Origin of the sequence: Achromobacter mucicolens (assembly GCF_029866465.1) — a bacterium.
GTDB classification, from domain to species: domain Bacteria; phylum Pseudomonadota; class Gammaproteobacteria; order Burkholderiales; family Burkholderiaceae_B; genus Achromobacter; species Achromobacter mucicolens.
Window position 1 is genome coordinate 503,724 of the sequence record NZ_CP123364.1, and the last position, 23,326, is coordinate 527,049.

The following is a 23,326-nucleotide window of genomic DNA, read 5'->3' on the forward strand; positions in this document are numbered from 1 at the left end:
TGATAGAAACAACTATCAGGCTTCTAACGCCTCAAACACAAAAATACTGACACTCCCGATTTACACCACCAATGCGATCGAGAGCATTAATGCCCAACTGCGCCGCGCGGTGAAAACGCGAGGTCACTTCCCGAGCGACGAAGCGGCCACCAAGCTACTGTGGCTGGTCTTGCGCAACATCACCGGGGCCTGGGGCAGCGCCACGCACGACTGGAAGGCCGCTATGAACCAGTTCGCCGTGATTTATGCAGAACGCTTCACTGACCCGTATCGCTGAGATAGCATCCATAAGCCTGATAGAAACAACTATCAGGCTTCTAACGCCTCAAACACAAAAATACTGACACTCCCCTGACACCGGGCCTCCAATGCGCCCTTACTTGCCCGCCCCAGCCGACCAGCCTTTCGACAACTCCACCGCCTGCCGCCACCGCTTCATCCGCGCTTCCCGGACAGATTCCGGCCACGCCGGGCTGAACGTGCGTTCGGCCTGCCACTTCGATGCAAATTCATCCTGGCTCGACCAGAAACCAACAGCCAAACCAGCCAGGCCTGCCGCGCCCAACGCAGTGGACTCCGGAACGCGCGGACGCACGACCGGAACGCCCAGAATGTCGGCCTGCATCTGCATCAGCAAGTCATTGCGGGCAGCGCCGCCGTCGACGCGCAGTTCCGTTAAGGCGATGCCGCTGTCGGCGTTCATGCAGGTGAGTAGTTCGGCGCTTTGCAGGGCGATGGATTCCAGCGTGGCGCGGGCGATGTGGGCGCGGGTGGTGCCGCGGGTCAGGCCGACGAGGGTGCCGCGGGCGTAGGGGTCCCAGTGGGGGGCGCCCAGGCCGGCGAAGGCGGGGACCATGAAGACGTCGTCGGTGTCGGAGACGCTGGCGGCCAGGGATTCGATGTCTTCGGAGCGCTGGATGATGCCCAGGCCGTCGCGCAGCCATTGGACGGCTGCGCCGGCGACGAAGACGCCGCCTTCTAGCATGTAGGCGGGCTTCCATTTGTCGTGGCCGGGTTGGGGCAGGCCCCAGCCGACGGTGGACAAGAGGTTGTTGCGCGATTCGACGGGTTTGTCGCCGACGTTCATGAGCATGAAGCAGCCGGTGCCGTAGGTGTTCTTGGCCATGCCGGGCGTGAAGCAGGCCTGGCCGAAGGTGGCGGCCTGCTGGTCGCCGGCGACGCCGGCGATGGGCACGGAGCCGCCCAGCCATTCGGGCAGGGCGTCGCCGACGATGGCGCTGCTGGGCGCGATCTGGGGCAGCACGCTGCGCGGGATGTTGAGCAGCGCCAGGATGTCATCGTTCCAGTCCTGCGTGTGCAGGTCGAACAGCATGGTGCGCGAGGCGTTGCTGGGGTCTGTGCTGTGGACGGCGCCGCCGGTCAGTTGCCAGATGAGCCAGGTGTCGACGGTGCCGAAGGCCAGTTCGCCGCGTTCGGCCATGCTGCGCGCGCCGGGCACGTGGTCCAGTAGCCAGGCGAGCTTGGTGCCGGAGAAGTAGGCGTCGACGACCAGGCCGGTGCGCGCCTGCAGGAAGTCGCCATGGCCGTCCTGGCGGAGCTTGTCGCACAGGGGCGCGGTGCGGCGGTCTTGCCAGACGATGGCGCGGGCAAGCGGACGGCCGGTGGCGCGTTCCCAGATGAGGGTGGTTTCGCGCTGGTTGGTGATGCCGATGGCGGCGATGTCGGCGGCGGCCGCGCCGGCGTTGCGCAGGGCTTCGCGGGCGACGTCGAGCTGGCTGTGCCAGATCTCGTTGGCATCGTGCTCGACCCAGCCCGGACGCGGATAGTGCTGGCGGAATTCGCGTTGGCCAACGCCGCGCACGACGCCTTCGCGGTCAAAGACGATGGCTCGGGAGCTGGTCGTGCCCTGGTCCAGGGCTAGGACAAATTCATTCGTCGTCACTGTTTTTCGCGCCGTTCAGGTGTGCCCCGGCCAGCGGGTCGAGGCGTCTAAAGGAGAAGGTCGATGCCATGCACAGCAGGCCGATGACGACGAAGCCGGCGACCACGTCGCTGATGGCCAGCGTTTCGGCGCCGCGCAGCGACATGCTGATGTTCAGCGTGACCGCGGCCACCCCGACGCCCAGCGTGATGCCCAGTTGCTGCGCCATGGCCGAGAAGCTGCTGGCGCGGCTCATCTTGGAGGGCGGGATGTCGGCATAGGTTAGCGTATTTACCCCGGTGAACTGCAGCGACCGGAAGAAGCCGCCCACCAGCAGGATGGCGATCATCAGCCAGACGGGCGTGGCCGGGTTGAAGGCGCCGCAGACGATGATGAAGCCGCCGGTCAGGATGGCGTTCAGGGTCAGCACGCGGCGAAAGCCGAAGCGCTGCACGATGGGCGTGGCGACAAATTTCATCAGCAGCGCGCCGGCGGCGCTGGCGAAGGTGATGAGGCCGGCCGAGAACGGTGACAGCCCAAAGCCCACCTGCAGCAGCATGGCCAGGAGGAAGGGCGTGGCGCCGACGGCGAACCGGCACAGGTTGCCGCCCAGCGTGGAGATGGCAAAGGTGGGAATCCGCATCAGGGACAGGTCGATGATGGGATGTTCGGTGCGCCGCGCGTGCACGCCGTACAGCAGCCCGCAGACGATGCCCACGCCGATGAGGCTGAGCAGGATGGGCAGCGGCATGACGTCGCGGCCGATGGCCTCGAAGCCGGTGACCAGGGTGGCCAGGCACACCGAGCTGAGCAGGAAGCCGATCCAGTCCAGGCGGGGCGTGCCGGTTTCGCGGATTTCCGCGACAAAGCGCAGGACCAGGAAGATGCCCAGGATGCCGATCGGGATGTTGATCAGGAAGATCCAGTGCCACGACATGTACGTGACCATGAAGCCGCCCAGCGGCGGTCCGATCACCGGTCCCAGCAGGGCCGGAATGGACAGGAAGGACATGGCCTTGAGCAGATCCTGCTTGGGCACGGTGCGCAAAAGGATGATCCGCCCCACGGGCACCATCATGGCGCCCGCCATGCCCTGCACGATCCGCGCCAGCACGAGCTGTTGCAGATCCTGCGACAGGGCGCAGGCGACGGAACTGAGCGTGAACAGGCCGATCGCGGTGATGAAGACGCGCCGGGCGCCGTAGCGGTCGGCCGCCCAGCCGCTGATGGGCACGAAGACGGCGACGGCCAGCAGGTAGGACGTGATGGCCACGTTGAGCCGCACGGGGGTGGATCCCAGGGCCCGGGCCATGGCGGGCAGGGCGGTCGCCACGACCGTGGCGTCCAGCATCTGCATGAAGAGCGCGCACCCCACGATGAAGGGGATCATGCGCGCCGCGCGCACCGCGTCCGGGGTTGAGGGCGGAGCGGGATTGGCTGCGGCTGCGGATTCTGCGGACATGTCGGAAGGCTGCAATGAGAGCCTGACGATTGTAACGCCGGGGATCCGGCCGCCGTGAAGTAAACTCGCGACATCTGCAACCTAATGAAATTGGTGCCATGGCGACCAACTACGAATCCGAGATCACCCAGTTCCTGAAGGACTACAAGAAATCCCACCCTGGCACAGAAGAGCGCCAGCGCGAGGGACGCGCCCGTCTCTGGGACAAGCAGCAGGACCAGGAACTGCTCGAAGGCTTCCGCGCGGCCCGCGTGGCGCAAAAGCCGTACGTGTATCAGGCCGACTGATACCTTTGCGGCACACATGGTCCAGAACCCCTCGGTGCCGGGCGACGCCCTGGCCAAGCTAGTGGAACCGTCCGTCGACAGCACGCCCGACACCATCGATAGCGTGGCGTTTGCGCGTCTGTACGGCGAGCCGCTGTTCCAGATGCCGACGGATCTGTACATTCCGCCCGATGCGCTGGAAGTCTTTCTCGAAGCCTTCGAAGGGCCGCTGGACCTGTTGCTTTACCTGATCCGCAAGCAGAACTTCAACGTTCTGGACATCCCCATGGCGGATGTCACGCGGCAGTACCTGTCGTACGTGGATCAGATCCGCATCACCAACCTCGAACTGGCCGCCGAATATCTCTTGATGGCGGCCATGCTCATCGAGATCAAGTCGCGCATGCTGCTGCCGGTCAAAAAGACCGACACCGGCGAAGAGCCCGAGGATCCGCGCGCCGAACTGGTGCGCCGCCTGCTCGAATACGAGCAGATGAAGCTGGCCGCCCAGAAGCTGGACAAGCTGCCGCAACTGGGCCGCGATTTCGTCAGCAGCCAGGCCGTGGCCGACCTGAGCGTCGAGCGCGCGCTGCCGGATGTCAGTGTGGACGACCTGCGCGCGGCGTGGGCCGACATCATGAAGCGGGCCAAGCTGAACCAGCACCACCACATCACGCGCGAGCAGCTGTCGGTGCGCGATCACATGACGCACATCCTGCGCCGCCTGAACGACGTGCGTTTCATGGAATTCGGCGACCTGTTCATGGAGCGCGTCCGCGAGGGGGCGCCCGCCGCGGTCGTTGTCGTGCATTTCATCGCCATGCTCGAGCTGGCGCGCGAATCGCTGCTGGAGATCACGCAGGCGGAGCCTTATGCTCCCATCTACGTGCGCCTGGCGTACACCAGCGTGGCAGCGGTCGCGGCCTGATCCTGACCGGGCGCCACTCCCCCGGAGATTTCCCTTGAAAGTCGTACACACCATCCAGGAATTGCGCGATCACCTGCGCGGACAGAACCGCGTGTCGTTCGTGCCCACCATGGGCAACCTGCACGAAGGCCACCTCGCGCTCATGAAGCTGGCGCGCCAGCACGGTGATCCCGTCGTGGCCAGCATCTTCGTGAACCGCCTGCAATTCGGCCCGAACGAGGACTTCGATCAGTATCCGCGCACCCTGGCCGCCGACATCGAAAAGCTTGAAGCGGCGCGCGACGTCTACGTGCTGTTCGCACCGAACGAGCGCGAGATGTACCCTGAACCCCAGAATTTCCGCATCCAGCCGCCCGACGACCTGGGCGACATCCTGGAAGGCGAGTTCCGTCCGGGCTTTTTCGCCGGCGTCAGCACGGTCGTGCTCAAGCTGTTCTCGTGCGTGCAGCCGCGTGTGGCCGTGTTCGGCAAGAAGGACTACCAGCAGCTGATGGTGGTGCGCAACATGTGCCGCCAGTTCCAGTTGCCCGTCGAGGTGCTGGCGCATGAAACCGTGCGCGCGGACGACGGGCTGGCGTTGTCCTCGCGCAACCGCTACCTGAGCGAGGCCGAACGTGCCGAAGCGCCGGCGCTGTACGCCGAACTGCAAGAGATCGGCCGTCGCCTGGCCCGGGGTGAGCGCGACGCCGCCGCCCTGGAAAACGACGCCGTCCAGCGTCTGACGCAGCGCGGCTGGAAGGTCGATTACGTGGCCCTGCGCCGCCAGCGCGATCTGAAGCGCCCCGAGGCTGCGGACCTGCAGGCCGGCGAACCCGTTGTGGTGCTGGCTGCCGCCAAGCTGGGCGCCACGCGGCTGATCGACAACCTGGAACTGGATTACACCGCCTGAGGCAGGCGGAAGGCGGGCTCGCCGCGGGCGCATGATGCGGGGTGTTTTGGTCACCCCCTATCAGAATTGTCAGCTTACGCCGGCTGTGACACCGGGGCAGACTGTTTGCAATCCTACATTGCAAGCGAGCTGCCCCATGTCTTTTCCTCACCCCGAACTCGACGCCGTCCTGTCCTCCCTGACCGCCCGCGAACGCCAGATCGTCGATTACGTGGCGGCCGGGCGGGCCAACAAGGTCATCGCCATCGACCTGGGCATCTCCCTGCGCACGGTCGAGGCCCATCGCGCCCGCATCTTCGCCAAACTCGGCGCCCGCAACGCCATGCAGCTTGCGTGCCGGTTGTGTGCGCACGGGCAGTCAGGCGCCTCGCCCGTCCCGGGCGCGCAGTGGCGCCCCAGCCCGATGCCGCCTCCGGGCGGTGCCAGCGCGCCGACCCAGGTGCTGCACGAACCCGCCGGCGCCTACGGCGCTTGCCCATCAAAACCCGTGCCTCCCTGACGTTACCGCCACGCTTGCCGCGCCTGTCGGGCCTGTCGCTGTCGCGCCCGTCGCGCCTGTCGTGGTCGGCGTGCTTGCCGCGCCGCCCCAATGCCGTCGCCCAATGAATTCGGGCCTGACGAACAGGGTGTTCGTCAGGCCCGGGAAGGGGTGCGGCGGCCTAGTCTCCGGCGACGTTCAGTCGCCGCGGGCGGACAGCCTTGCGATCAGGGGCACTTGGGGGCGGCGGCGTTTGCCAGCTCGTCGATGGGGTCCAGATCCGGCTGGCGGGTCAGGTTGTAGTTCAGGTTGGGCGTCTGGCCGCCAATCGAGCGCACGCGCAGCACGTTGTTGGCCGCGACCAGGAATTCCACCCGGACGTTGCCCTGGCCGTCCATCAGGATGACACGCGGCGGACGTTCGTCGGTGGCGTCCCAGCAACCTTGTTCGGACACGGGCGGACCCTTCTTGGGATCGTTGTCCAGGTAGGCGGTGCGGCCGCGCCAGCGGCCATTGGGGGCCAGCGTCAGCGTCACGCGCTGGGCCGTGCATTGCATGGCGGGCGAGAAACACGGCAGCGTGCCCATGTAGGTCTGAGGCTGCGGCACCAGGCTGTGGGTGATGCCGCTGGACGCGGCGGCTGGCGCCGCGGCGGGGGCAGGCGCCGATTTGCCCGATTCGCCCGAGCCGCCTTCGGCGCCTTCGGGCACGGGCTGGCCGTCTTCGGTGGTCTGGCCCGCGGCAACGGCCTGCTGGTTCTGGTTCTGCTGGCGGCGCGCGTCGGGCTTGAGCTCGATCTGCACTTGCGACGGCGCGCGGATGATGTTGCGGTAGCCCGCGCCCGAGCCCTGGTACTGCGCGTCGGTCACGGTGCTTTCCGCCGGCAGGTCGTAGTAGCCTTCGGCCTTCTGCTTGGCGCAGCCGGTAGCGCCTATCACGGCGCCCGCTAACAGCAGCCCCATGACGCCGAGTTTGGGGGAGCGGGAAACGATATCGACGCGCGCGGCCATGGCAGCTTATCCGTGAATTGAGTCTGTCTCCGATTTTACGCACTTATGCGAAGATTCGATACGTTCCCCTTAGCCGTTCCCGGGCATCTGCCGCACTTTATGCACAAATTACGACATGGCCGCGCGCGGCCCCTCATCCCTTGCGCCATCGCCGGCCTATCGGATGGGCAGCCGTGTCCGGGCCACGCGGGGCGGTGACGGCGATGTGGCAAATTCTTGATCTGCCCCTGGGCGTCTTCATTGGCGCGGCGGCGCTGGCCGGCTTGTTCGTGGGCAACTGGCTGACGGTGCTGACCCATCGGCTGCCGCGCATGATGGAGCGCGAGTGGCAGGCGCAGTGCATGGACGCGGCCGGCAAGCCGCGCCCGCCCGGCCACTATGGCCTGTGGTCGCCGGCTTCGCATTGCCCCGCCTGCGACGCGCCCCTGGACCGCATGGCGCGGATTCCCTTGCTCGGCTGGCTATTGCTGCGCGGCCGGTGCGCTGCCTGCCATGCGCCCATCGGCTGGCGCTATCCCGTCATCGAACTGCTGACCTGCGCGCTCTTTGCCGGTTGCGCGCTGCGCTTTGGCGCGACGCCGATCGCGCTTGCCGCCATGGGCCTGTCGGCCACGCTGGTGGCGCTGGCCTGGATCGATTTCGAAACGACGCTGCTGCCCGATGTGCTGACCCAGCCGCTGGTGTGGGCGGGTCTGCTGGTGAACCTCTTCGATGCGTTCGCCAGCGTGCAGATGGCAGTGGTCGGCGCCGTGGCGGGATATCTGTTCCTGTGGGTTATCTTTCATGTGTTCCGCTTGCTGACCGGGCGCGAAGGCATGGGGCAGGGCGACTTCAAGCTGCTGGCCGCGCTGGGCGCGTGGTTCGGCATCGAAGCCCTGCCGATGCTGCTTTTGAGCGCATCGCTGGTGGGCGTGCTGATTGGCGGCGCATTGACGCTGACCGGCCGCGCCCGGCGCGGCCAGCCCTTGCCCTTCGGACCCTATCTGGCGCTGGCCGGGCTGGTCATGCTGCTGTTGGGCGGCGAGCATGGCGTATTGCAATTCATGAGCACATGAGGAAAGGCGCATGTTCAAGATTGGTCTGACGGGCGGCATCGGTTCGGGCAAGTCCCGCGTGGCGGACATGCTGGCCGAGTGGGGCGCGGCCCTCGTCGACACCGACGAGATCGCGCGCGCGCTGACCGCCGCGGGCGGCGCCGCCATGCCGGCGATCGAACGCGAATTCGGCCGCGAGGCCGTGACGCCCGACGGCGCGCTGGACCGCGCATGGATGCGCGCGCAGGCATTCGCCGATCCGCAGGTCCGCCTGCGGCTTGAGGCCGTGCTGCATCCGGTCATCGGCCGCGAAACGGAACGTCAGGCGGCGACCGCTAAAGGATCGTATCTGGTCTTTGTGGTGCCGCTATTGGTCGAGTCCCTGGACCGTTGGCGCGATCGCGTGGATCGTATCTGCGTGGTGGACTGCGACCCCGAGACGCAGGTGGCCCGCGTGCAGCAGCGCAGCGGGCTGACGGAGCAGGACATCCGGCGTATCATGGCGGCACAGGCTGCGCGGGCACGCCGGTTGGAGGTCGCGGACGACGTCATACTCAACGACGCAACGACCACGCCGGATCAATTGCGCGCGCGGGCGTTGACCCTGCATGACCGCTGGCTGGCGCTGGCGACCACCACGGGCCGGTAAGCCAGCGGCTGCCGGCACCCCTGAAAATTCTTGGCCCGCCGGCCAACCACTGATAGGGCCTGTAAAAAAGCGTGATCGTTTACGAATACCCCTTCAATGAGCGCATCCGTGCTTATCTGCGGCTGGAATACCTGTTCGACAGGCTCTTCTTCTTTGCTCGCGAGGGCGACTCACGCCAGCATCAGGTTGCCGTCACGTCATTGTTCGATCTGCTCGATGCTTGCGAACGCACCGACGTGAAGGGGGCGATCCTCCAGGACCTTGAACGCCAGCGCCTGGCGCTGGTCGGACTGCGCGACCATCCTGGCGTTGCGCAGGACGCGCTGGAAAGCATGCTGCGCGAAATGGAAAAGGTGGCCAGCGCGCTGGCTGCACCCGGCAAGACCGGCCAGTCGCTGCGCGAGAACGAATGGCTGACCAGCCTGCGCGGCCGCTTGTCGATGCCCGGCAGCGCCACGCAGGTCGACATGCCGTCCTACTATGCCTGGCAGAACAAGCCCGAAGCCGCCCGCTGCGCAGACCTGCAGGCCTGGGTGTCGCCCTTCATTCCCCTCTACGACGGTCTGACGCTGGCGCTGCGCCTGTTGCGCGAGTCCGGCCGCAAGACCGACATCGTGGCCGAGCAGGGCGCCTATCAGCAGATGCTGGGCGGCAAGCAGTTCCAGCTTCTGCGCGTCTGGGTGGATCCCGCCCAGGGCGTCTTTCCCGAGATCAGCGCCAATAAGTACATGATCTGGATACGTTTTTCCACGCAGGACGGGGAATTTAAACCTCAGCAGGTGGCCCGCGACGTGGCATTCCAGATGACCTTGTGCAGTTCCTAGGCGCAAGTTACGTACGGTTTCGTGGCCCGGATTCCTGTTGCGGGTAGTTTCAGGCTGACGGCGACCAGGGCCGAAACCGGGACGGTCTAGTAGACAATACGGCTTTCCTTCCGAGTGTGCCGGAACCGAGTCCATGTCCGATAGCCGTCCCGTATCCCCACCCTCCCGCTGGAGCCGCCGCCGCGTCGTCGGTCTGGTCTTGCTGCTGCTTGCCGTCGCGGCGATTGCCTGGGTGGTGCTGCGGCCGTCGGCCAAGCAGGCAGGCCCGGGGGGGCGGACAGGCGGCAGGCCGCCCGCGGCCGCCATGGCCAACATGCCCGTCCCGGTCCGTATCGCCACCGCCGCGCAGCAGGACATCGACATCTTCCTGCGGTCGCTGGGCACCGTTACCGCCTACAACACCGTTACCGTCCGAAGTCGCGTCAGTGGCGAACTCGTGGACGTCGCCTTCCAGGAAGGCCAGCAGGTCAAGGCCGGCGACCTGCTCGCCCAGGTGGACCCGCGCGCCTTCCAGGTGGCGCTTGACCAGGCGCGCGGCACGCAGATGCAGAACCTCGCGCAGCTGGAAAACGCCCGCCGCGACCTGCAACGCTACCAGGCCCTTTTCAAGCAAAACTCCATCGCCCGCCAGCAGGTCGACACGCAGGCCGCGCTGGTGCGCCAGTACGAAGGCACGGTCAAGAGCGACCAGGCCAATGTCGACAATGCCAAGCTGCAACTGGATTACGCCCGCATCACCGCGCCGATCAGCGGCCGCCTGGGCCTGCGTCAGGTCGACCGCGGCAATCTGGTGTCCAGCTCCGACACCAACGGGCTGGTCGTCATCACCCAGACCCAGCCCATCTCCGTCGTCTTCACCCTGCCCGAAACGCAGTTGCCCGAAGTGCGCGCCGAGTTGGCGGCCGGCAAGACGCTGACCGTCGACGCCTATGACCGCGCCGACACCCGCCGCATCGCCTCGGGCACGCTCGAGACGCTGGACAACCAGATCGACGTGGCGACCGGCACGCTCAAGCTCAAGGCCCGCTTCGACAACACCGACGATGCGCTTTTCCCCAACCAGTTCGTCAACGTGCGGCTGCACGTGCTGACCCGCAAGGACGTGACGGCCATTCCGACGGCCGCGGTCCAGCAGGGCTCGGCCGGCGCGTTTGTCTTCCTGGTGCAGGACGACAACACGATCGCGGTGCGCCCGGTGAAGCTGGGCGCCATCAACGCCGGCATGGTCGCCGTCAATGAAGGTCTCAAGCCCGGGGATCGGGTCGTCACCGAAGGCACGGACCGCCTGCGCGCCGGCGCCAAGGTGGAAATCGTGGGCGGCGCCGAAGTCATTCCCGCGGCCCGCGACAAGTCGCTCGGCGCGGGCGCGCCGGCCGGCACCACGCCCGCGGCCAAGTAAGCAGAGAACGCCGTGAGCCCGTCGCGCCTATTCATCCTGCGCCCCGTGGCCACCACCCTGTCGATGGTGGCCATCCTGATCGCGGGCCTCATCGCCTACCGCTTCCTGCCCGTCTCGGCGCTGCCCGAGGTCGACTACCCCACGATCCAGGTCGTGACGCTGTACCCCGGGGCCAGCCCCGACGTCATGACCTCGCTGGTCACCTCGCCCCTGGAGCGGCAGTTCGGCCAGATGCCCGGCCTGAACCAGATGTCGTCCACCAGTTCGGGCGGCGCCTCGGTCATCACATTGCAATTCAATCTGACGCTGCCGCTGGACGTCGCCGAGCAGCAGGTGCAGGCGGCCATCAATGCCGCCTCGAACCTGCTGCCGTCCGACCTGCCGGTGCCGCCCACCTACAACAAGGTCAATCCCGCGGACGCGGCCGTGCTGACGCTGGCAATCACGTCTCCCACCATGCCGCTGCCGCAGGTGCGCGACCTGGTCGATACGCGCGTGGCGCAGAAGCTGTCGCAGATCCCCGGCGTGGGCCTGGTCAGCGTGGCGGGCGGGCAGCGGCCCGCGGTGCGGGTCCAGGTGAACCCGCAGGCGCTGGCGGCCAACGGCCTGTCGCTGACCGACCTGCGCACCGCGATCGTCGGCGCCAACGTCAATCAGCCCAAGGGCAACCTGGACGGCCCGCAGCGCTCCACCACCATCAACGCCAACGACCAGCTCAAGTCGCCCACCGACTACAACAGCCTGATCATCGCGTACAAGAACGGCGCGCCGCTGCGGCTGGCCGACGTGGCGCGCGCGGTCGAGGGGGCCGAGGACACGCGCCAGGCCGCGTGGGCCGGCGACAAGCCCGCCATCCTGCTGAACATCCAGCGCCAGCCCGGCGCCAACGTGATCGACGTGGTCGACCGCATTCAGGCGCTGATGCCGCAGCTGCGCGCCGCGCTGCCCGCCACGCTGGACGTGACGGTGGTGTCGGACCGCACGCAGACCATCCGCGACTCGGTCGCCGACGTGCAGTTTGAAATGCTGCTGGCCGTGGGGCTGGTGGTCATGGTCACGTTCGTGTTCCTGCGCAGCCTGACGGCCACGCTGATTCCCAGCGTCGTCGTGCCGCTGTCGCTGGTGGGCACGTTCGGCATCATGTATCTGTCCGGGTTCTCCATCAACAACCTGACGCTGATGGCGCTGACCATCGCCACGGGCTTCGTGGTGGACGACGCGATCGTGATGATCGAGAACATCGCCCGGCACATCGAGGAAGGCGAAAAGCCGATGCAGGCCGCGCTGAAAGGCGCGTCGCAGATCGGCTTCACGCTGATCTCGCTGACCCTGTCGCTGATCGCCGTGCTGATCCCGCTACTCTTCATGACCGAAGTCGTGGGCCGGCTGTTCCGGGAATTCGCGATCACGCTGGCGGTGGCCATCCTGATTTCGCTGTTGGTGTCGCTGACGCTCACGCCCATGATGTGCGCGCGCCTCTTGCGCTCGGAATCCGAAACGAAGCATGGGCGCTTTCATCGGGCCACGGGCGCGTTCATCGACCGCGTCATCGCCGCATACGACCGCATGCTGCAGGTGGTGCTGCGCCACCAGACGCTGACGCTGGTGGTGGCGGTGGCCACCTTTGCGCTGACCGTGCTGCTGTACATGGTGGTGCCCAAGGGGTTCTTTCCGCAGCAGGACACCGGCCTCATCCAGGCCATCACGCAGGCGCCGCAGTCCATTTCGTTTGCCGCCATGTCCGAGCGCCAGCAGGCCGCCGCCCGCCTGGTGCTGCAGGATCCCGACGTGGCCGCCGTGTCGTCCTTCATCGGCGTGGACGGCAGCAATGCCACGCTCAGCGCCGGCCGCATGCAGATTTCGCTCAAGCCCCAGGCCGAGCGCACCGGCGATCTGCGCGCGGTGATGGCGCGCCTGCAGGAAAACCTGAACAAGCAGGACGGCCTGACCGTCTACATGCAGCCGGTGCAGGACCTGACCATCGAAGACCGCGTCAGCCGCACGCAGTATCAGATGACGCTGTCCAATCCCGACCTGAAGGTGCTGAGCGAGTGGACGCCCAAGCTGGTCGACCGCCTGCGCGCCGTGCCCGGCCTGATGGATGTGGCCGACGACCTGCAGGACGACGGCTTGCAGACCTGGGTGGAAATCGACCGCGACGCCGCCTCGCGCCTGGGCATCACCGCCGCCATCATCGACGAGGCGCTGTACAACGCCTTTGGCCAGCGGCTGATCTCCACGATCTTCACGCAGTCCAACCAGTACCGCGTGGTGCTCGAGGTGCTGCCTCAGTTCCAGATGTCGCCCAGCGCGCTCGGGCAGATTCACGTGCCCACGTCCTCGGGTGCGCAGGTGCCGCTGTCGTCGGTCGCGCACATCAGCGAAGGCAGGACGGTGCTGGCCGTGAACCGGCTCGACCAGTTTCCGATGGTGACGGTGTCGTTCAACCTGGCGCCGGGCGCCTCGCTGTCCGACGCGGTCGAGAACATCAAGGCGGCCGAAGCCGAGATCGGCATGCCGGCCGGTGTCGAGACCCGCTTCCAGGGCGCGGCGCTGGCGTTCCAGAATTCGCTGTCCAGCACGCTGTGGCTGATCCTGGCGGCCGTGGTCACGATGTACATCGTGCTTGGCGTCCTGTACGAAAGCTACATCCATCCCATCACCATCCTGTCCACGCTGCCGTCGGCGGGCGTGGGGGCGCTGCTGGCGCTGCTCATCAGCGGCACCGAGCTGGACATGATCGGCATCATCGGGATCATCCTGCTGATCGGCATCGTCAAGAAAAACGCGATCATGATGATCGACTTCGCGCTGGATGCCGAACGCAAGCGCGGACTGTCGCCGCGCGAGGCCATCCACGAGGCCGCGCTGCTGCGCTTTCGTCCCATCCTGATGACCACGCTGGCGGCGCTGTTCGGCGCCTTGCCGCTGATGCTGTCGACGGGCACGGGCGCTGAATTGCGCCAGCCGCTCGGTTTGGTCATGGTCGGCGGCCTGCTGCTGTCGCAGGTGCTGACGCTGTTCACCACGCCCGTCATCTATCTGATGTTCGATCGCATGTCGCGCCGCTGGCGCGGAGCGGGCGCGCAATCGGCCGGAGCCGCCCGATGATCCTGTCGGCGCCCTTCATCGTCCGGCCGGTGGCGACCACGCTGCTGAGCCTGGCGGTCGTGCTGGCCGGCATGCTTGCGTTCTTCCTCTTGCCGGTCGCGCCCCTGCCGCAGGTGGACATTCCGACCATTTCGGTGTCGGCCAGCCTGCCCGGCGCCAGTCCCGAGACCATGGCCTCCAGCGTTGCCACGCCGCTGGAGCGGTCGCTGGGCAGCATCGCGGGGGTCACCGAAATGACCTCGCGCAGCTCGCAGGGCTCTACCCGCATCACGTTGCAGTTCGACCTGTCGCGCGACATCAACGGCGCCGCGCGCGACGTGCAGGCCGCCATCAACGCGGCGCGCTCGCTGCTGCCCACGGGGCTGCGCAGCAATCCCACGTATCACAAGTCCAATCCGTCGGACGCGCCCATCCTGACGCTGGCGCTGACTTCCGACACGCTCAGCCAGGGCCAGCTCTACGATCTGGCGTCCACCATCGTGGCGCAGAAACTGGCCCAGGTGGACGGGGTGGGCGAGGTCACGGTGGGCGGCAGCTCGCTGCCGGCCGTGCGCGTGACCGTGCTGCCCGGCGCCCTGGCCAATCAGGGCGTGTCGCTGGACGAATTGCGCGCCACGCTGGCCAACGCCAACGCCAACCGGCCCAAGGGCGTGCTGGAAAACGACCGCTACCACTGGCAGATCATGGTCAGCGACCAGCTCAGCCGCGCCGAGGAATACCGGCCGCTGATCGTGGCCTGGCGCGATGGCCGGCCGGTGCGCGTGTCCGACGTGGCCCGCGTCGAGGATTCGGTCGAAGACCTTTACCAGACCGGCTTCTACAACGATCGCAACGCCATCCTGATGATCGTGCGGCGGCAGGCCGACGCCAACATCATCGAAGCCGTGGACGCCGTGCGCGCCCAGCTTCCCGTGTTGCAGGCGCTGATGCCCGCCGACGTCAACATGCGGGTCGCGCAGGACCGCACGCCCAGCATCCGGGCGTCGCTGCACGAGGCCGAGCTGACGCTCATCATCGCCGTGGGCCTGGTGGTGCTGGTGGTGCTGCTGTTCCTGCGGCGCTGGCGGGCGGCGATCATTCCCAGCGTGGCGGTGCCGGTGTCGCTGATCGGTACGTTCTGCATCATGTACCTGTGCGGCTACACGCTGAACACCATTTCGCTGATGGCGTTGATCGTCGCGACCGGCTTTGTCGTGGATGACGCGATCGTGGTGCTCGAGAACATCATGCGTCATGTCGAACGCGGCATGTCGCCGATGCGCGCCGCGCTACGCGGCTCGCGCGAAGTCGGATTCACGGTGCTGTCGATGAGCCTGTCGCTGGTGGCGGTGTTCATCCCCATCCTGCTGATGGGCGGCGTGGTCGGGCGCCTGTTCCGCGAGTTCGCGGTCACCTTGTCGGCGTCGATCCTGGTGTCGCTGGTGGTGTCGCTGACGCTCACGCCCATGATGTGCGCGCGCCTGCTGCGGCCCGAACCCAAGGAACAGAAGCCGCCGGGCCGGCTGGCCCGCTGGTCCGAACGCGCCTTCGAATCGATGCAGAACGGCTATCGCGTGTCGCTCGGCTGGGCGCTGGCGCACGGGCGGCTGATGATGCTGACGCTGGCGATCGCCGTGGGCCTGAACGTGTACCTGTATACGGTGGTGCCCAAGGGATTTTTCCCGCAGCAGGACACGGGCCAGCTGCTGGGCTTTTTCCGGGTGGACCAGGGCACGTCGTTCCAGGCCACGCTGCCCAAGCTCGAGGCGCTGCGCAAGGTGGTGCTGGCCGATCCGGCCGTGCAAAGCATGACCGGCTACGCCGGCGGGCGCGGCGGCAGCAACAGCAGCTTCATGCAGATCCAGTTAAAGCCGCTGGACGAGCGCAAGGTCTCTGCGGACGTGGTCATCAACCGCTTGCGCGCCAAGCTGCAGAACATGCCCGGGGCGCGCATGTTCCTGGTGTCGCAGCAGGACATCCGCATTGGCGGGCGCCAAAGCCAGGGTTCGTACGACTACACCCTGATGTCTGGCGACCTGCAGCTGCTGCGCACGTGGATGCCCAAGGTGCAGCAGGCGATGGCCAAGATTCCGGAGATTACCGACGTGGACGCCGACGTCGAGGACCGGGGCCGCGAGATCAACCTGGTCATCGACCGGGAAGCCGCGACGCGGCTGGGCATCAGCATGGCCACCATCTCCACGGTGCTGAACAATTCGTTCAGCCAGCGCCAGGTGTCGGTCATGTACGGGCCGCTCAACCAGTATCACGTGGTGCTGGGCGTGGACCCGAAGTTCGCGCAGGACATCGAGTCGCTGCGCCAGGTCGAAGTCATCACCGCGGACGGCGCACGTGTGCCGCTGTCGGCGTTCACCAAGCTTGAAAACGCCAATGCACCGCTCAGCGTGAGTCACCAGGGGCTGTTCGTGGCGGACACCATCTCGTTCAGCCTTGCGCCCGGCGTGTCGCTGGGGCAGGCGACCACCGCGATCGACAACGCGGTGGCCCGCATCGGCCTGCCGTCCGACCAGATCCAGGCCGGCTTTCAGGGCACCGCCGCCGCGTTGCAGCAGACGCTGTCGCAACAGCCCTGGCTGATCCTGGCTGCGCTGGTCACCATGTACATCGTGCTGGGCATCCTGTACGAAAGCTTCGTCCACCCGCTCACCATCCTGTCCACGCTGCCGTCGGCGGGCCTGGGCGCGCTGCTTGCGCTGCTGCTGGTGCGCCATGACTTCACCTTGATCGCGTTGATCGGGGTGTTCCTGCTCATCGGCATCGTCAAGAAGAACGCCATCATGATGGTGGACTTTGCGCTGGACGCCGAGCGCCACCACGGCATGTCGCCGCGCGACGCCATCTTCCAGGCCTGCCTGACGCGCTTTAGGCCCATCATGATGACCACGATGGCGGCCATCTTCGGCGCGCTGCCGCTGGTGCTGGCCACGGGCGCCGGCGTCGAGATGCGCCAGCCGCTGGGCATCACCATCGTGGGCGGCCTGGTGCTGAGCCAGATCCTCACGCTGTACACCACCCCGGTGGTCTATCTTTATCTGGATCGCTTCCGCCTGTGGGCCGCACGCCGGCGCTCCGGGCGGGCCGGCGATTCCGCTTCCATCAAACACACATGATCCGTACCACGCCGTCTGCTTTCGCCTCATTTCCCCGCGCCGCGATCACGCTTGCGCTGTGCGCGCTGCTGGGCGCTTGCGCGGTCGGGCCCGACTACCAGCGTCCGGCGCTCGACGTGGGCGCCGCCTACAAGGAAGGCGAGGTCGAGGTGCCCGGCTGGAAGCCCGCGCAACCGCGCGACGAGGCCGATCGCGGCGCGTGGTGGACGGTTTACGACGACAGCACGCTGAACGGCCTGGTGGACCGTCTGAACACCTCGAACCAGACCATTGCGCAGGCCGAGGCGAACTACCGCCAGGCGCTTGGCCTGGTGCGCGGCGCGCGCTCGGGCTTTTTTCCGACCGTGGGCGCGGGGGCAGGCATGAGCCGCAGCGGCAACGGCGGGCAAAGCGGTTCGTCCACTGGTTCCGGCGGCAACGTATCCAACCAGTATTCGCTGACCGGCAGCGTCAGTTGGGAGCTGGACGTGTGGGGGCGCGTGCGCCGCAGTGTCGAGTCCTCGGAAGCCAGCGCCGCCGCCAGCCTGGCGGACCTGGGCGCGACCCGGCTGAGTGCGCAGGCCGCGTTGGTGCAGACCTATCTGCAATTGCGCGTGCTGGACGAGCAGAAGCGTCTGCTCGACGCCACCGTGGCCGCCTATGAAAAATCCCTGCAGCTCACGCAGAACCGCTATGAGGTCGGCGTGGCCGGCCAAGCCGACGTGGCGGTGGCGCGCACGCAGCTGGAAAGCACGCGCGCGCAGTCCATCGACCTGGACTGGCAGCGCGGCCAGTATGAGCACGCGATCGCCGTCCTGATGGGTCTGGCGCCGTCCCAGTTCAGTCTGCCGCCCGCCGTCTTCGCGTTGCGGTTGCCGCAGATTCCCGTGGGCCTGCCGTCCGAACTGCTCGAACGCCGGCCCGACGTGGCGGCCGCCGAACGCCGCGCCGCCGCCGCCAACGCGCAGATCGGCGTGGCGCAGGCCGCGTGGTTCCCCAGCCTGACCCTGTCGGCCGACGGCGGTTTCCGCAATGGCGAGTTTGCCGAGCTGCTGACGGCGCCCGCGCGCTTCTGGTCGCTGGGACCGGCGCTGGCCCTGACGATCTTCGACGGCGGCGCGCGCGAGGCCCAGGTCGAGCAGGCCCGTGCGTCGTACGACTCGCAGGCCGCGGCCTACCGGCAGGCGGCGTTGACCGGGCTGCGCGAGGTCGAGGATTACCTGATCCAGCTGCGGGTAATGGAGCAGGAGCAGATCGTGCAGCGGCGCGCGCTGGAATCCGCGCGGGAATCGCTGCGCCTGATCCAGAACCAGTACAAGGCGGGCCTGGTCGACTACCTGAGCGTGGCCGTGGTCGACGCCACCGCGCTCAACAGCGAGCGCAACGCCCTGAGCCTGCTGGGCAACCGGCTCGTGGCCAGCGTCAACCTGATCGTCGCGTTGGGCGGCGGCTGGGAAGGTCTGCCGCCCGTGGAAACGGCGCGGGCGGACGCCGCGACCTCGCCTGCGGTGGCGCCTGCATCGGGGCCTGCATCGGCGCCTGCGTCGCAAACAGCTGCGCCGCAAGCCCCAACGCAGCAAACGCCGGCGGCGCCGTCGCGCTAGCCGCGGCTGCCCTACAAACCCACGGCCTTCAGATCCGGCCGCTGGCGATGCCAGTCGGTGACCGCCTGGAACGCGATGCCAATCCGGCCCAGCACGGCCTCCGCGTTCGGCTTTCCCAGCAACTGCACGCCCAGCGGCAGGCCGTCGCTGGTGAAGCCCGCGGGCAGCGCCAGTCCTGCGGCGTTGACGTAGTTGCCGGCGCGAGTAAACGACGCAAGCGGCGTGGCAGTTTCATCGACGTCGGCCAGCTGCCGCGCGCCGAACGGCACGCAAGGCGTCAGCACCGCGTCGAACTCCTGCATCCAGTCCAGCCAGTCGCGGCGCGCCTGCGCATGCGCCTGCAATGCGCCGATGTAGTCGGCCGCCGAGATTCCCTTGCCCGACAGCACGCGGGCGCGCACGTACTGGCCGATGGGCTGCGCCGTGTCCTCGATGTGGCCGCGGTGCAGCGCATACGCTTCCGCGGCGATGATCTGGCCGTTGCGTTGCATCATCTCGTGAAAATCGAAGGGCAGGGGCGTTTCCTGCACGTCGGCGCCCAGCGCGGCCAGCACGCGGCGCGCGTCGTCCAGGGCTGACAGCGCATCGGCTTCCACGGCAATGGGGTGCTGTGCAACCGGCATCAGCGCGATCCGCTTGCCGCGCAGCGGTTGCGGCCCGGAGTAGGGCTCGTGGTAGTTGAAGGCGGGAATGCCGAACGTCAGGGGATCATGGGTGTCGGATCCGGCCATCAGCGCGGTCAGCAGCATTGCGTCGCGCGTGTCGCGGGTCAGCGGGCCCAGGGTGTCCAGCGTGGGCGACAGCGCCACCGCGCCGTGCAGGCTGATCAGTCCGCGCGTGGTCTTCAGGCCGGTGATGCCATTGAGCGCCGCCGGAATCCGGACCGAGCCGCCCGTGTCCGACCCAAGCGCCGCGGGCGCCAGCCCGGCCGCGACGGCGACGCCGGACCCGCTGGACGAGCCGCCGGGCACCCGTGCGCGCTTCAGGTCCCAAGGATTGCGGGGCGTGCCCATCACCGGGTTGGTGCCCCAGCCGCCAAAGGCAAATTCGACCATGTGCGTCTTGCCCAGCACCACCATGCCCGCGTTCAGCAGCCGTGTCACCGCGGTGGCGGTGACGCCGCCGCGCCGTTCGCGCCAGGCCTCGGAGCCCGCCGTGGTGATCTGCCCCTGGATGTCGCACAGGTCCTTGATCGCCACGGGGATGCCGTCCAGGGCGCTAAGCATCCCATAGCCGGCGCGCCTGCGTGCGTCGGAGGCCTCGGCAAGCCGTAGCGCGCCTGCGCTGTCCACGCTGACGAAGGCGCCCAGCGCCGGATTGGCCCGGTCGATGCGGTCCAGGAAGTGGCGCGTCACTTCCACCGAACTGTAGCGGCCCTTCGCCAGGCCGTCCGCCAGATCGCTCATCGTGGCAAATGCGATTTCAGACATGCGTTCCTCGATGGAATGCCGATTGCCTGCCGGGCCGCGCGTGGCGGCCAGGCCTCGGGATGTAGCGTGCAACGGCGCGCACGTTTGGTCTATGCGCGCTTTCCCGCCCGGGCGGAATGCAAAACGGCCCATGCGCAAGGCATGGGCCGTTGGATTGCGCGCGCGGCGCGGCAGGGCGAAGCGCGAGCAACTCAGGCGGTCAGAGAATGCCGCGAATGCCGGCGATGCCATGCGCGCCGTGCCGCAAGGCTTGCGAGACCGTCTGGGTGGATTGTCCCCCCAGCGCAAACACCGGAATGCCCGCGTCGCGGTTGCCTTGCACGAAGCCTTCCCAGCCCAGCGTCTGCGCGCCGGGATGGCTGGGCGTGTCCAGCACGGGACCCAGCACGGCAAAGTCCGCGCCCAGTTCGCGGGCATGGACCACCTGCGCGTTGTCATGCGCGGAAACGCCGACCAGCGCGTTGCGCGGCAATTCCGGACGAGCGGTCAGACGCAGCGCATCCGCCGTGCGCAGGTGCACGCCGTCGGCTTCCTTCCACCAGGCAACGGGATGGATGCTGTTGACCAGCACGCGCGCGCCGGCGGCGCGGCAACGCTTGACCACCTGTTGCAGCACCTCGTGCAGCGAACTGGCGCCCACGCCGTCGGGCCATTGCGGTTCACGGAACTGCACCAGCTTCACGCCGCGCGCCAGCGCCGCGTCCAGCCGGCCGAGGAACGGCGCGATGCCCGCGCGCGAGCCGATGCCGCTGATGCCATAGGTGGTGGGCAGCTGCAGCCAGCGCAGCGGCGGCAGGGTGGCGGGCAGCAAGTCGCCCACCGCGGCCGCGTTGGCCGGATCCACCCATTCCAGGCGCTGGTTTTCAAGGCTTTGCGGTTCGCCTTCCCAGCCGGTGACGTGGCAGAACGCCAGGCGCACCGTGGTGTGGGGATAGGCGTGCACATAGGTGACCCACGGGCGCGACTGCGTGACACGGATGCCGATTTCTTCTTGCAGTTCGCGCGCCAGCGCCTGCAGCACGGTCTCGCCGGGTTCGAGCTTGCCGCCAGGCAGTTCCCACCAGCCCGACCACGGCTTGCCCTCGGGGCGCTGGCCCAGAAGCAGCTTGCCGTCCGGACGCAGGATCAGGCCGGCGGCGACGTCGACGATCTTTTCAGACATGGCGGGCCGCCCAGTCGCGCGCGAACTGATAGGCCACGCGGCCCGAACGCGAGCCGCGCTCGATGGTCCATTGCAGGGCCTCGGTGCGCGACGGTTCGATGTGCTGTTCGGGGCAGCCCAGTTCGCGCAGCCAGTGGTACACGATGTCCAGGTAGTCGTCCTGCTTGAACGGGTAGAACGACAGCCACAGCCCGAAGCGCTCGGACAGCGAAATCTTTTCCTCGACGGTTTCGCCGGGGTGGATTTCGCCGTCGGGCTGGTGCTTGGCCTGCAGGTTCTCGCTCATGTATTCCGGCATCAGGTGGCGCCGGTTGGACGTGGCGTAGATCAGGACGTTGTCGCCCGAGGCCGACACCGACCCGTCCAGCACCGATTTCAGCGCCTTGTAGCCGGCTTCGCCTTCCTCGAAGGACAGGTCGTCGCAGAACACGATGAAGCGTTCGGGCCGCGCCGCCACCAGTTCGACGATATCGGCCAGGTCGCCGAGGTCGGACTTGTCGACTTCGATCAGCCGCAGGCCGCGGTCGCCGTAGGCGGCCAGCATGGCCTTGACCAGCGAGCTCTTGCCGGTGCCGCGCGCGCCGGTCATGAGCACGTTGTTGGCGGGCTTCTTTTCAAGGAACTGCAGCGTGTTGCGGTCGATGGTGGCCTTCTGGCGCTCGATGTGCTGCAGGTCCTGCAGGTCGATGCGCGCCACGTGGCGCACGGCGTCCAGCCAGCCGCGCGCGCCGCGCTTGCGCCAGCGGAACGCGTGGGCCGACCAGTCGATCTCGGGCGGGGCCGGAGGCAGGAAGGCCTCCAGCTGCGCCAGCACGCGTTCGGCGCGCTGGATCAGGGTGGTGAACTCGTTTGCCGTCATGGTCGATCAGGAGCGGTAGTCGGCGTTGATCGACACGTACTCGTGCGAGAAGTCGCAGGTGTAGACGGTGTCGCTGACCTGGCCTCGGCCCAGCGCGATGCGCACCGAGATTTCGGCCTGCTTCATGACGCGCTGGCCGTCGGCTTCCTGGTAGTCGGGATTGCGGCCGCCGTTCTTGGCAACCAGCACGTCGTCCAGCCACAGGCGGATGTTGGAGACATCCAGGTCATCGATGCCGGCATAGCCGACGGCGGCCAGGATGCGGCCCAGGTTGGGGTCCGACGCGAAGAACGCGGTCTTGACCAGCGGCGAATGCGCCACGGCGTAGGCGACCTTCAGGGCTTCCTCGGTGGTGCCGGCTTCTTCGACGCGGATCGTCATGAACTTGGTGGCGCCTTCGGCGTCGCGCACGATCTTGGTGGCCAGATCAAGGGCGGCGGCGGTCAGGGCCTCGCGCACGGCGGCGTAGGCGGCGTCGGACTCGCTGTTGACGTTGACGCCCGACTTGCCGGTGGCGGCGATGATGAAGGAGTCATTGGTGGAGGTGTCGCCGTCGACCGTGATGCGGTTGAACGAGGCGTCGGCGATTTCCTCGGCCAGCTTGCGCAGGAGCGGCTGGGCGATGCCGGCGTCGGTGGCCAGGAAGCTGAGCATGGTGGCCATGTTGGGACGGATCATGCCGGCGCCCTTGCTGATGCCGGTGAAGGTGACCGTCTTGCCGTCGATCTGCACCTTGGCGGATGAAATCTTGGGCAGGGTGTCCGTGGTCATGATGCCGTGGGCGGCGCTGGACCAGTGGTCGGCGGCCAGGTCGGCGATGGCGGCGGGCAGACCGGCGACCAGGCGGTCCAGGGGCAGGGGCTCCAGGATGACGCCGGTGGAGAACGGCAGGATCTGCGAGGCGGGCACGCCCAGCAGCTTGCCCAGCGCGTCGCAGGTGTCCTTGGCTTTTTTCAGGCCTTCTTCGCCGGTGCCGGCGTTGGCGTTGCCCGTATTGATGACCAGGGCGCTGATCGGGCCGCCGGCGGCCAGGTGGGCCTGGCAGACCTGCACCGGGGCGGCGCAAAAGCGGTTGCGGGTGAAGACGCCCGCCACGCTGGTGCCTTCGGCCAGGCGGAACACCGTCAGGTCGCGCCGGTTGGCCTTGCGGATGCCGGCCTCGGTGACGCCGATTTCTACGCCGGCAACAGGGAAAATTTCGGACTCGGAGGGGATCTGCAGATTAACGGCCATGACTTCGTCTCTTGGAG

At 67.4% G+C, this 23,326-nt stretch carries 17 protein-coding genes and 2 pseudogenes; 12 read left to right on the forward strand and 7 right to left on the reverse strand.

All coding sequences use genetic code 11. The features are described 5' to 3' along the window. Positions 1-58: 58 nt before the first annotated feature. Positions 59-277: pseudogene (locus QEP15_RS02290) on the forward strand (transposase); the annotation flags it as partial. A 99-nt stretch (positions 278-376) separates the two neighbouring features. Here the strand turns inward: QEP15_RS02290 and glpK are convergent. After that, a complete protein-coding gene (gene glpK / locus QEP15_RS02295) occupies positions 377-1,903 on the reverse strand; it encodes a glycerol kinase GlpK (protein WP_063956901.1) in 1,527 nt (508 codons plus the stop codon). Beyond that, positions 1,890-3,344, reverse strand: a complete 1,455-nt coding sequence (locus QEP15_RS02300; protein WP_175157453.1) for a DHA2 family efflux MFS transporter permease subunit — start codon at positions 3,342-3,344, stop codon at positions 1,890-1,892. Before QEP15_RS02300 ends, glpK begins: the two co-directional genes overlap by 14 nt. A 98-nt stretch (positions 3,345-3,442) precedes the next feature. Between QEP15_RS02300 and QEP15_RS02305 the strand changes: the two genes are divergently transcribed. From QEP15_RS02305 to QEP15_RS02320, 4 genes are all read left to right on the forward strand, one after another. Then, on the forward strand, positions 3,443-3,631 hold the full coding sequence (locus QEP15_RS02305) for a DUF3460 family protein (RefSeq protein WP_056327507.1): 189 nt from the start codon (positions 3,443-3,445) through the stop codon (positions 3,629-3,631). Positions 3,632-3,647: 16 nt separating this feature from the next. Further along, positions 3,648-4,538, forward strand: a complete 891-nt coding sequence (locus QEP15_RS02310; protein WP_056327505.1) for a segregation and condensation protein A — start codon at positions 3,648-3,650, stop codon at positions 4,536-4,538. A gap of 34 nt (positions 4,539-4,572) precedes the next feature. After that, on the forward strand, positions 4,573-5,427 hold the full coding sequence (panC, locus tag QEP15_RS02315) for a pantoate--beta-alanine ligase (RefSeq protein WP_056327503.1): 855 nt from the start codon (positions 4,573-4,575) through the stop codon (positions 5,425-5,427). A 136-nt stretch (positions 5,428-5,563) separates the two neighbouring features. Further along, positions 5,564-5,926 carry a response regulator transcription factor gene (locus tag QEP15_RS02320; protein WP_152383294.1) on the forward strand — a complete coding sequence of 121 codons (363 nt, stop codon included), beginning with the start codon at positions 5,564-5,566 and terminating at the stop codon, positions 5,924-5,926. 206 nt (positions 5,927-6,132) lie between these two features. Here QEP15_RS02320 and QEP15_RS02325 read toward each other — a convergent pair whose 3' ends face one another. Further along, entirely contained in the window at positions 6,133-6,915 is a 783-nt protein-coding gene (locus QEP15_RS02325) for a copper resistance protein NlpE N-terminal domain-containing protein (protein WP_280148396.1), read from the reverse strand. A gap of 203 nt (positions 6,916-7,118) precedes the next feature. Here QEP15_RS02325 and QEP15_RS02330 point away from each other — a divergent pair, with 203 nt between their 5' ends. From QEP15_RS02330 to QEP15_RS02360, 7 genes and pseudogenes are all read left to right on the forward strand, one after another. Then, positions 7,119-7,970 carry a prepilin peptidase gene (locus QEP15_RS02330; protein ID WP_152383296.1) on the forward strand — a complete coding sequence of 284 codons (852 nt, stop codon included), beginning with the start codon at positions 7,119-7,121 and terminating at the stop codon, positions 7,968-7,970. A 10-nt stretch (positions 7,971-7,980) separates the two neighbouring features. Then, a pseudogene (gene coaE, locus QEP15_RS02335) lies at positions 7,981-8,623 on the forward strand (dephospho-CoA kinase); the annotation flags it as partial. A 46-nt stretch (positions 8,624-8,669) separates the two neighbouring features. Continuing rightward, positions 8,670-9,422, forward strand: coding sequence for a cell division protein ZapD (gene zapD, locus QEP15_RS02340; protein WP_128829849.1), 753 nt, complete (start codon positions 8,670-8,672; stop codon positions 9,420-9,422). A gap of 133 nt (positions 9,423-9,555) precedes the next feature. Then, complete coding sequence (locus QEP15_RS02345; protein WP_280148397.1) at positions 9,556-10,821, forward strand: MdtA/MuxA family multidrug efflux RND transporter periplasmic adaptor subunit; 1,266 nt, start codon at positions 9,556-9,558, stop codon at positions 10,819-10,821. Positions 10,822-10,833: 12 nt separating this feature from the next. Further along, a complete protein-coding gene (locus tag QEP15_RS02350) occupies positions 10,834-13,932 on the forward strand; it encodes an MdtB/MuxB family multidrug efflux RND transporter permease subunit (protein ID WP_217619017.1) in 3,099 nt (1,032 codons plus the stop codon). Next, positions 13,929-17,042 (forward strand): multidrug efflux RND transporter permease subunit, encoded by a 3,114-nt coding sequence (locus QEP15_RS02355; protein WP_217619016.1) that lies wholly within the window; start codon positions 13,929-13,931, stop codon positions 17,040-17,042. Before QEP15_RS02350 ends, QEP15_RS02355 begins: the two co-directional genes overlap by 4 nt. Further along, a complete protein-coding gene (locus QEP15_RS02360) occupies positions 17,039-18,625 on the forward strand; it encodes an efflux transporter outer membrane subunit (protein ID WP_217619015.1) in 1,587 nt (528 codons plus the stop codon). The genes QEP15_RS02355 and QEP15_RS02360 overlap by 4 nt, the downstream gene beginning before the upstream one ends. Positions 18,626-18,636: 11 nt before the next feature. Here QEP15_RS02360 and QEP15_RS02365 read toward each other — a convergent pair whose 3' ends face one another. The 4 genes from QEP15_RS02365 to argJ form a co-directional block, all read right to left on the reverse strand. After that, the gene (locus tag QEP15_RS02365; protein ID WP_280148398.1) at positions 18,637-20,055 is read right to left on the reverse strand and encodes an amidase; all 1,419 of its coding nucleotides are present in this window, start codon (positions 20,053-20,055) and stop codon (positions 18,637-18,639) included. A gap of 199 nt (positions 20,056-20,254) precedes the next feature. After that, positions 20,255-21,217, reverse strand: a complete 963-nt coding sequence (locus tag QEP15_RS02370) for a Nudix family hydrolase (RefSeq protein WP_063953926.1) — start codon at positions 21,215-21,217, stop codon at positions 20,255-20,257. Then, entirely contained in the window at positions 21,210-22,076 is an 867-nt protein-coding gene (locus QEP15_RS02375) for an ATP-binding protein (protein WP_175157446.1), read from the reverse strand. Before QEP15_RS02375 ends, QEP15_RS02370 begins: the two co-directional genes overlap by 8 nt. A 6-nt stretch (positions 22,077-22,082) precedes the next feature. Continuing rightward, positions 22,083-23,309, reverse strand: coding sequence for a bifunctional glutamate N-acetyltransferase/amino-acid acetyltransferase ArgJ (gene argJ / locus QEP15_RS02380; RefSeq protein WP_280148399.1), 1,227 nt, complete (start codon positions 23,307-23,309; stop codon positions 22,083-22,085). Between the last annotated feature and the right edge of the window lie 17 nt (positions 23,310-23,326).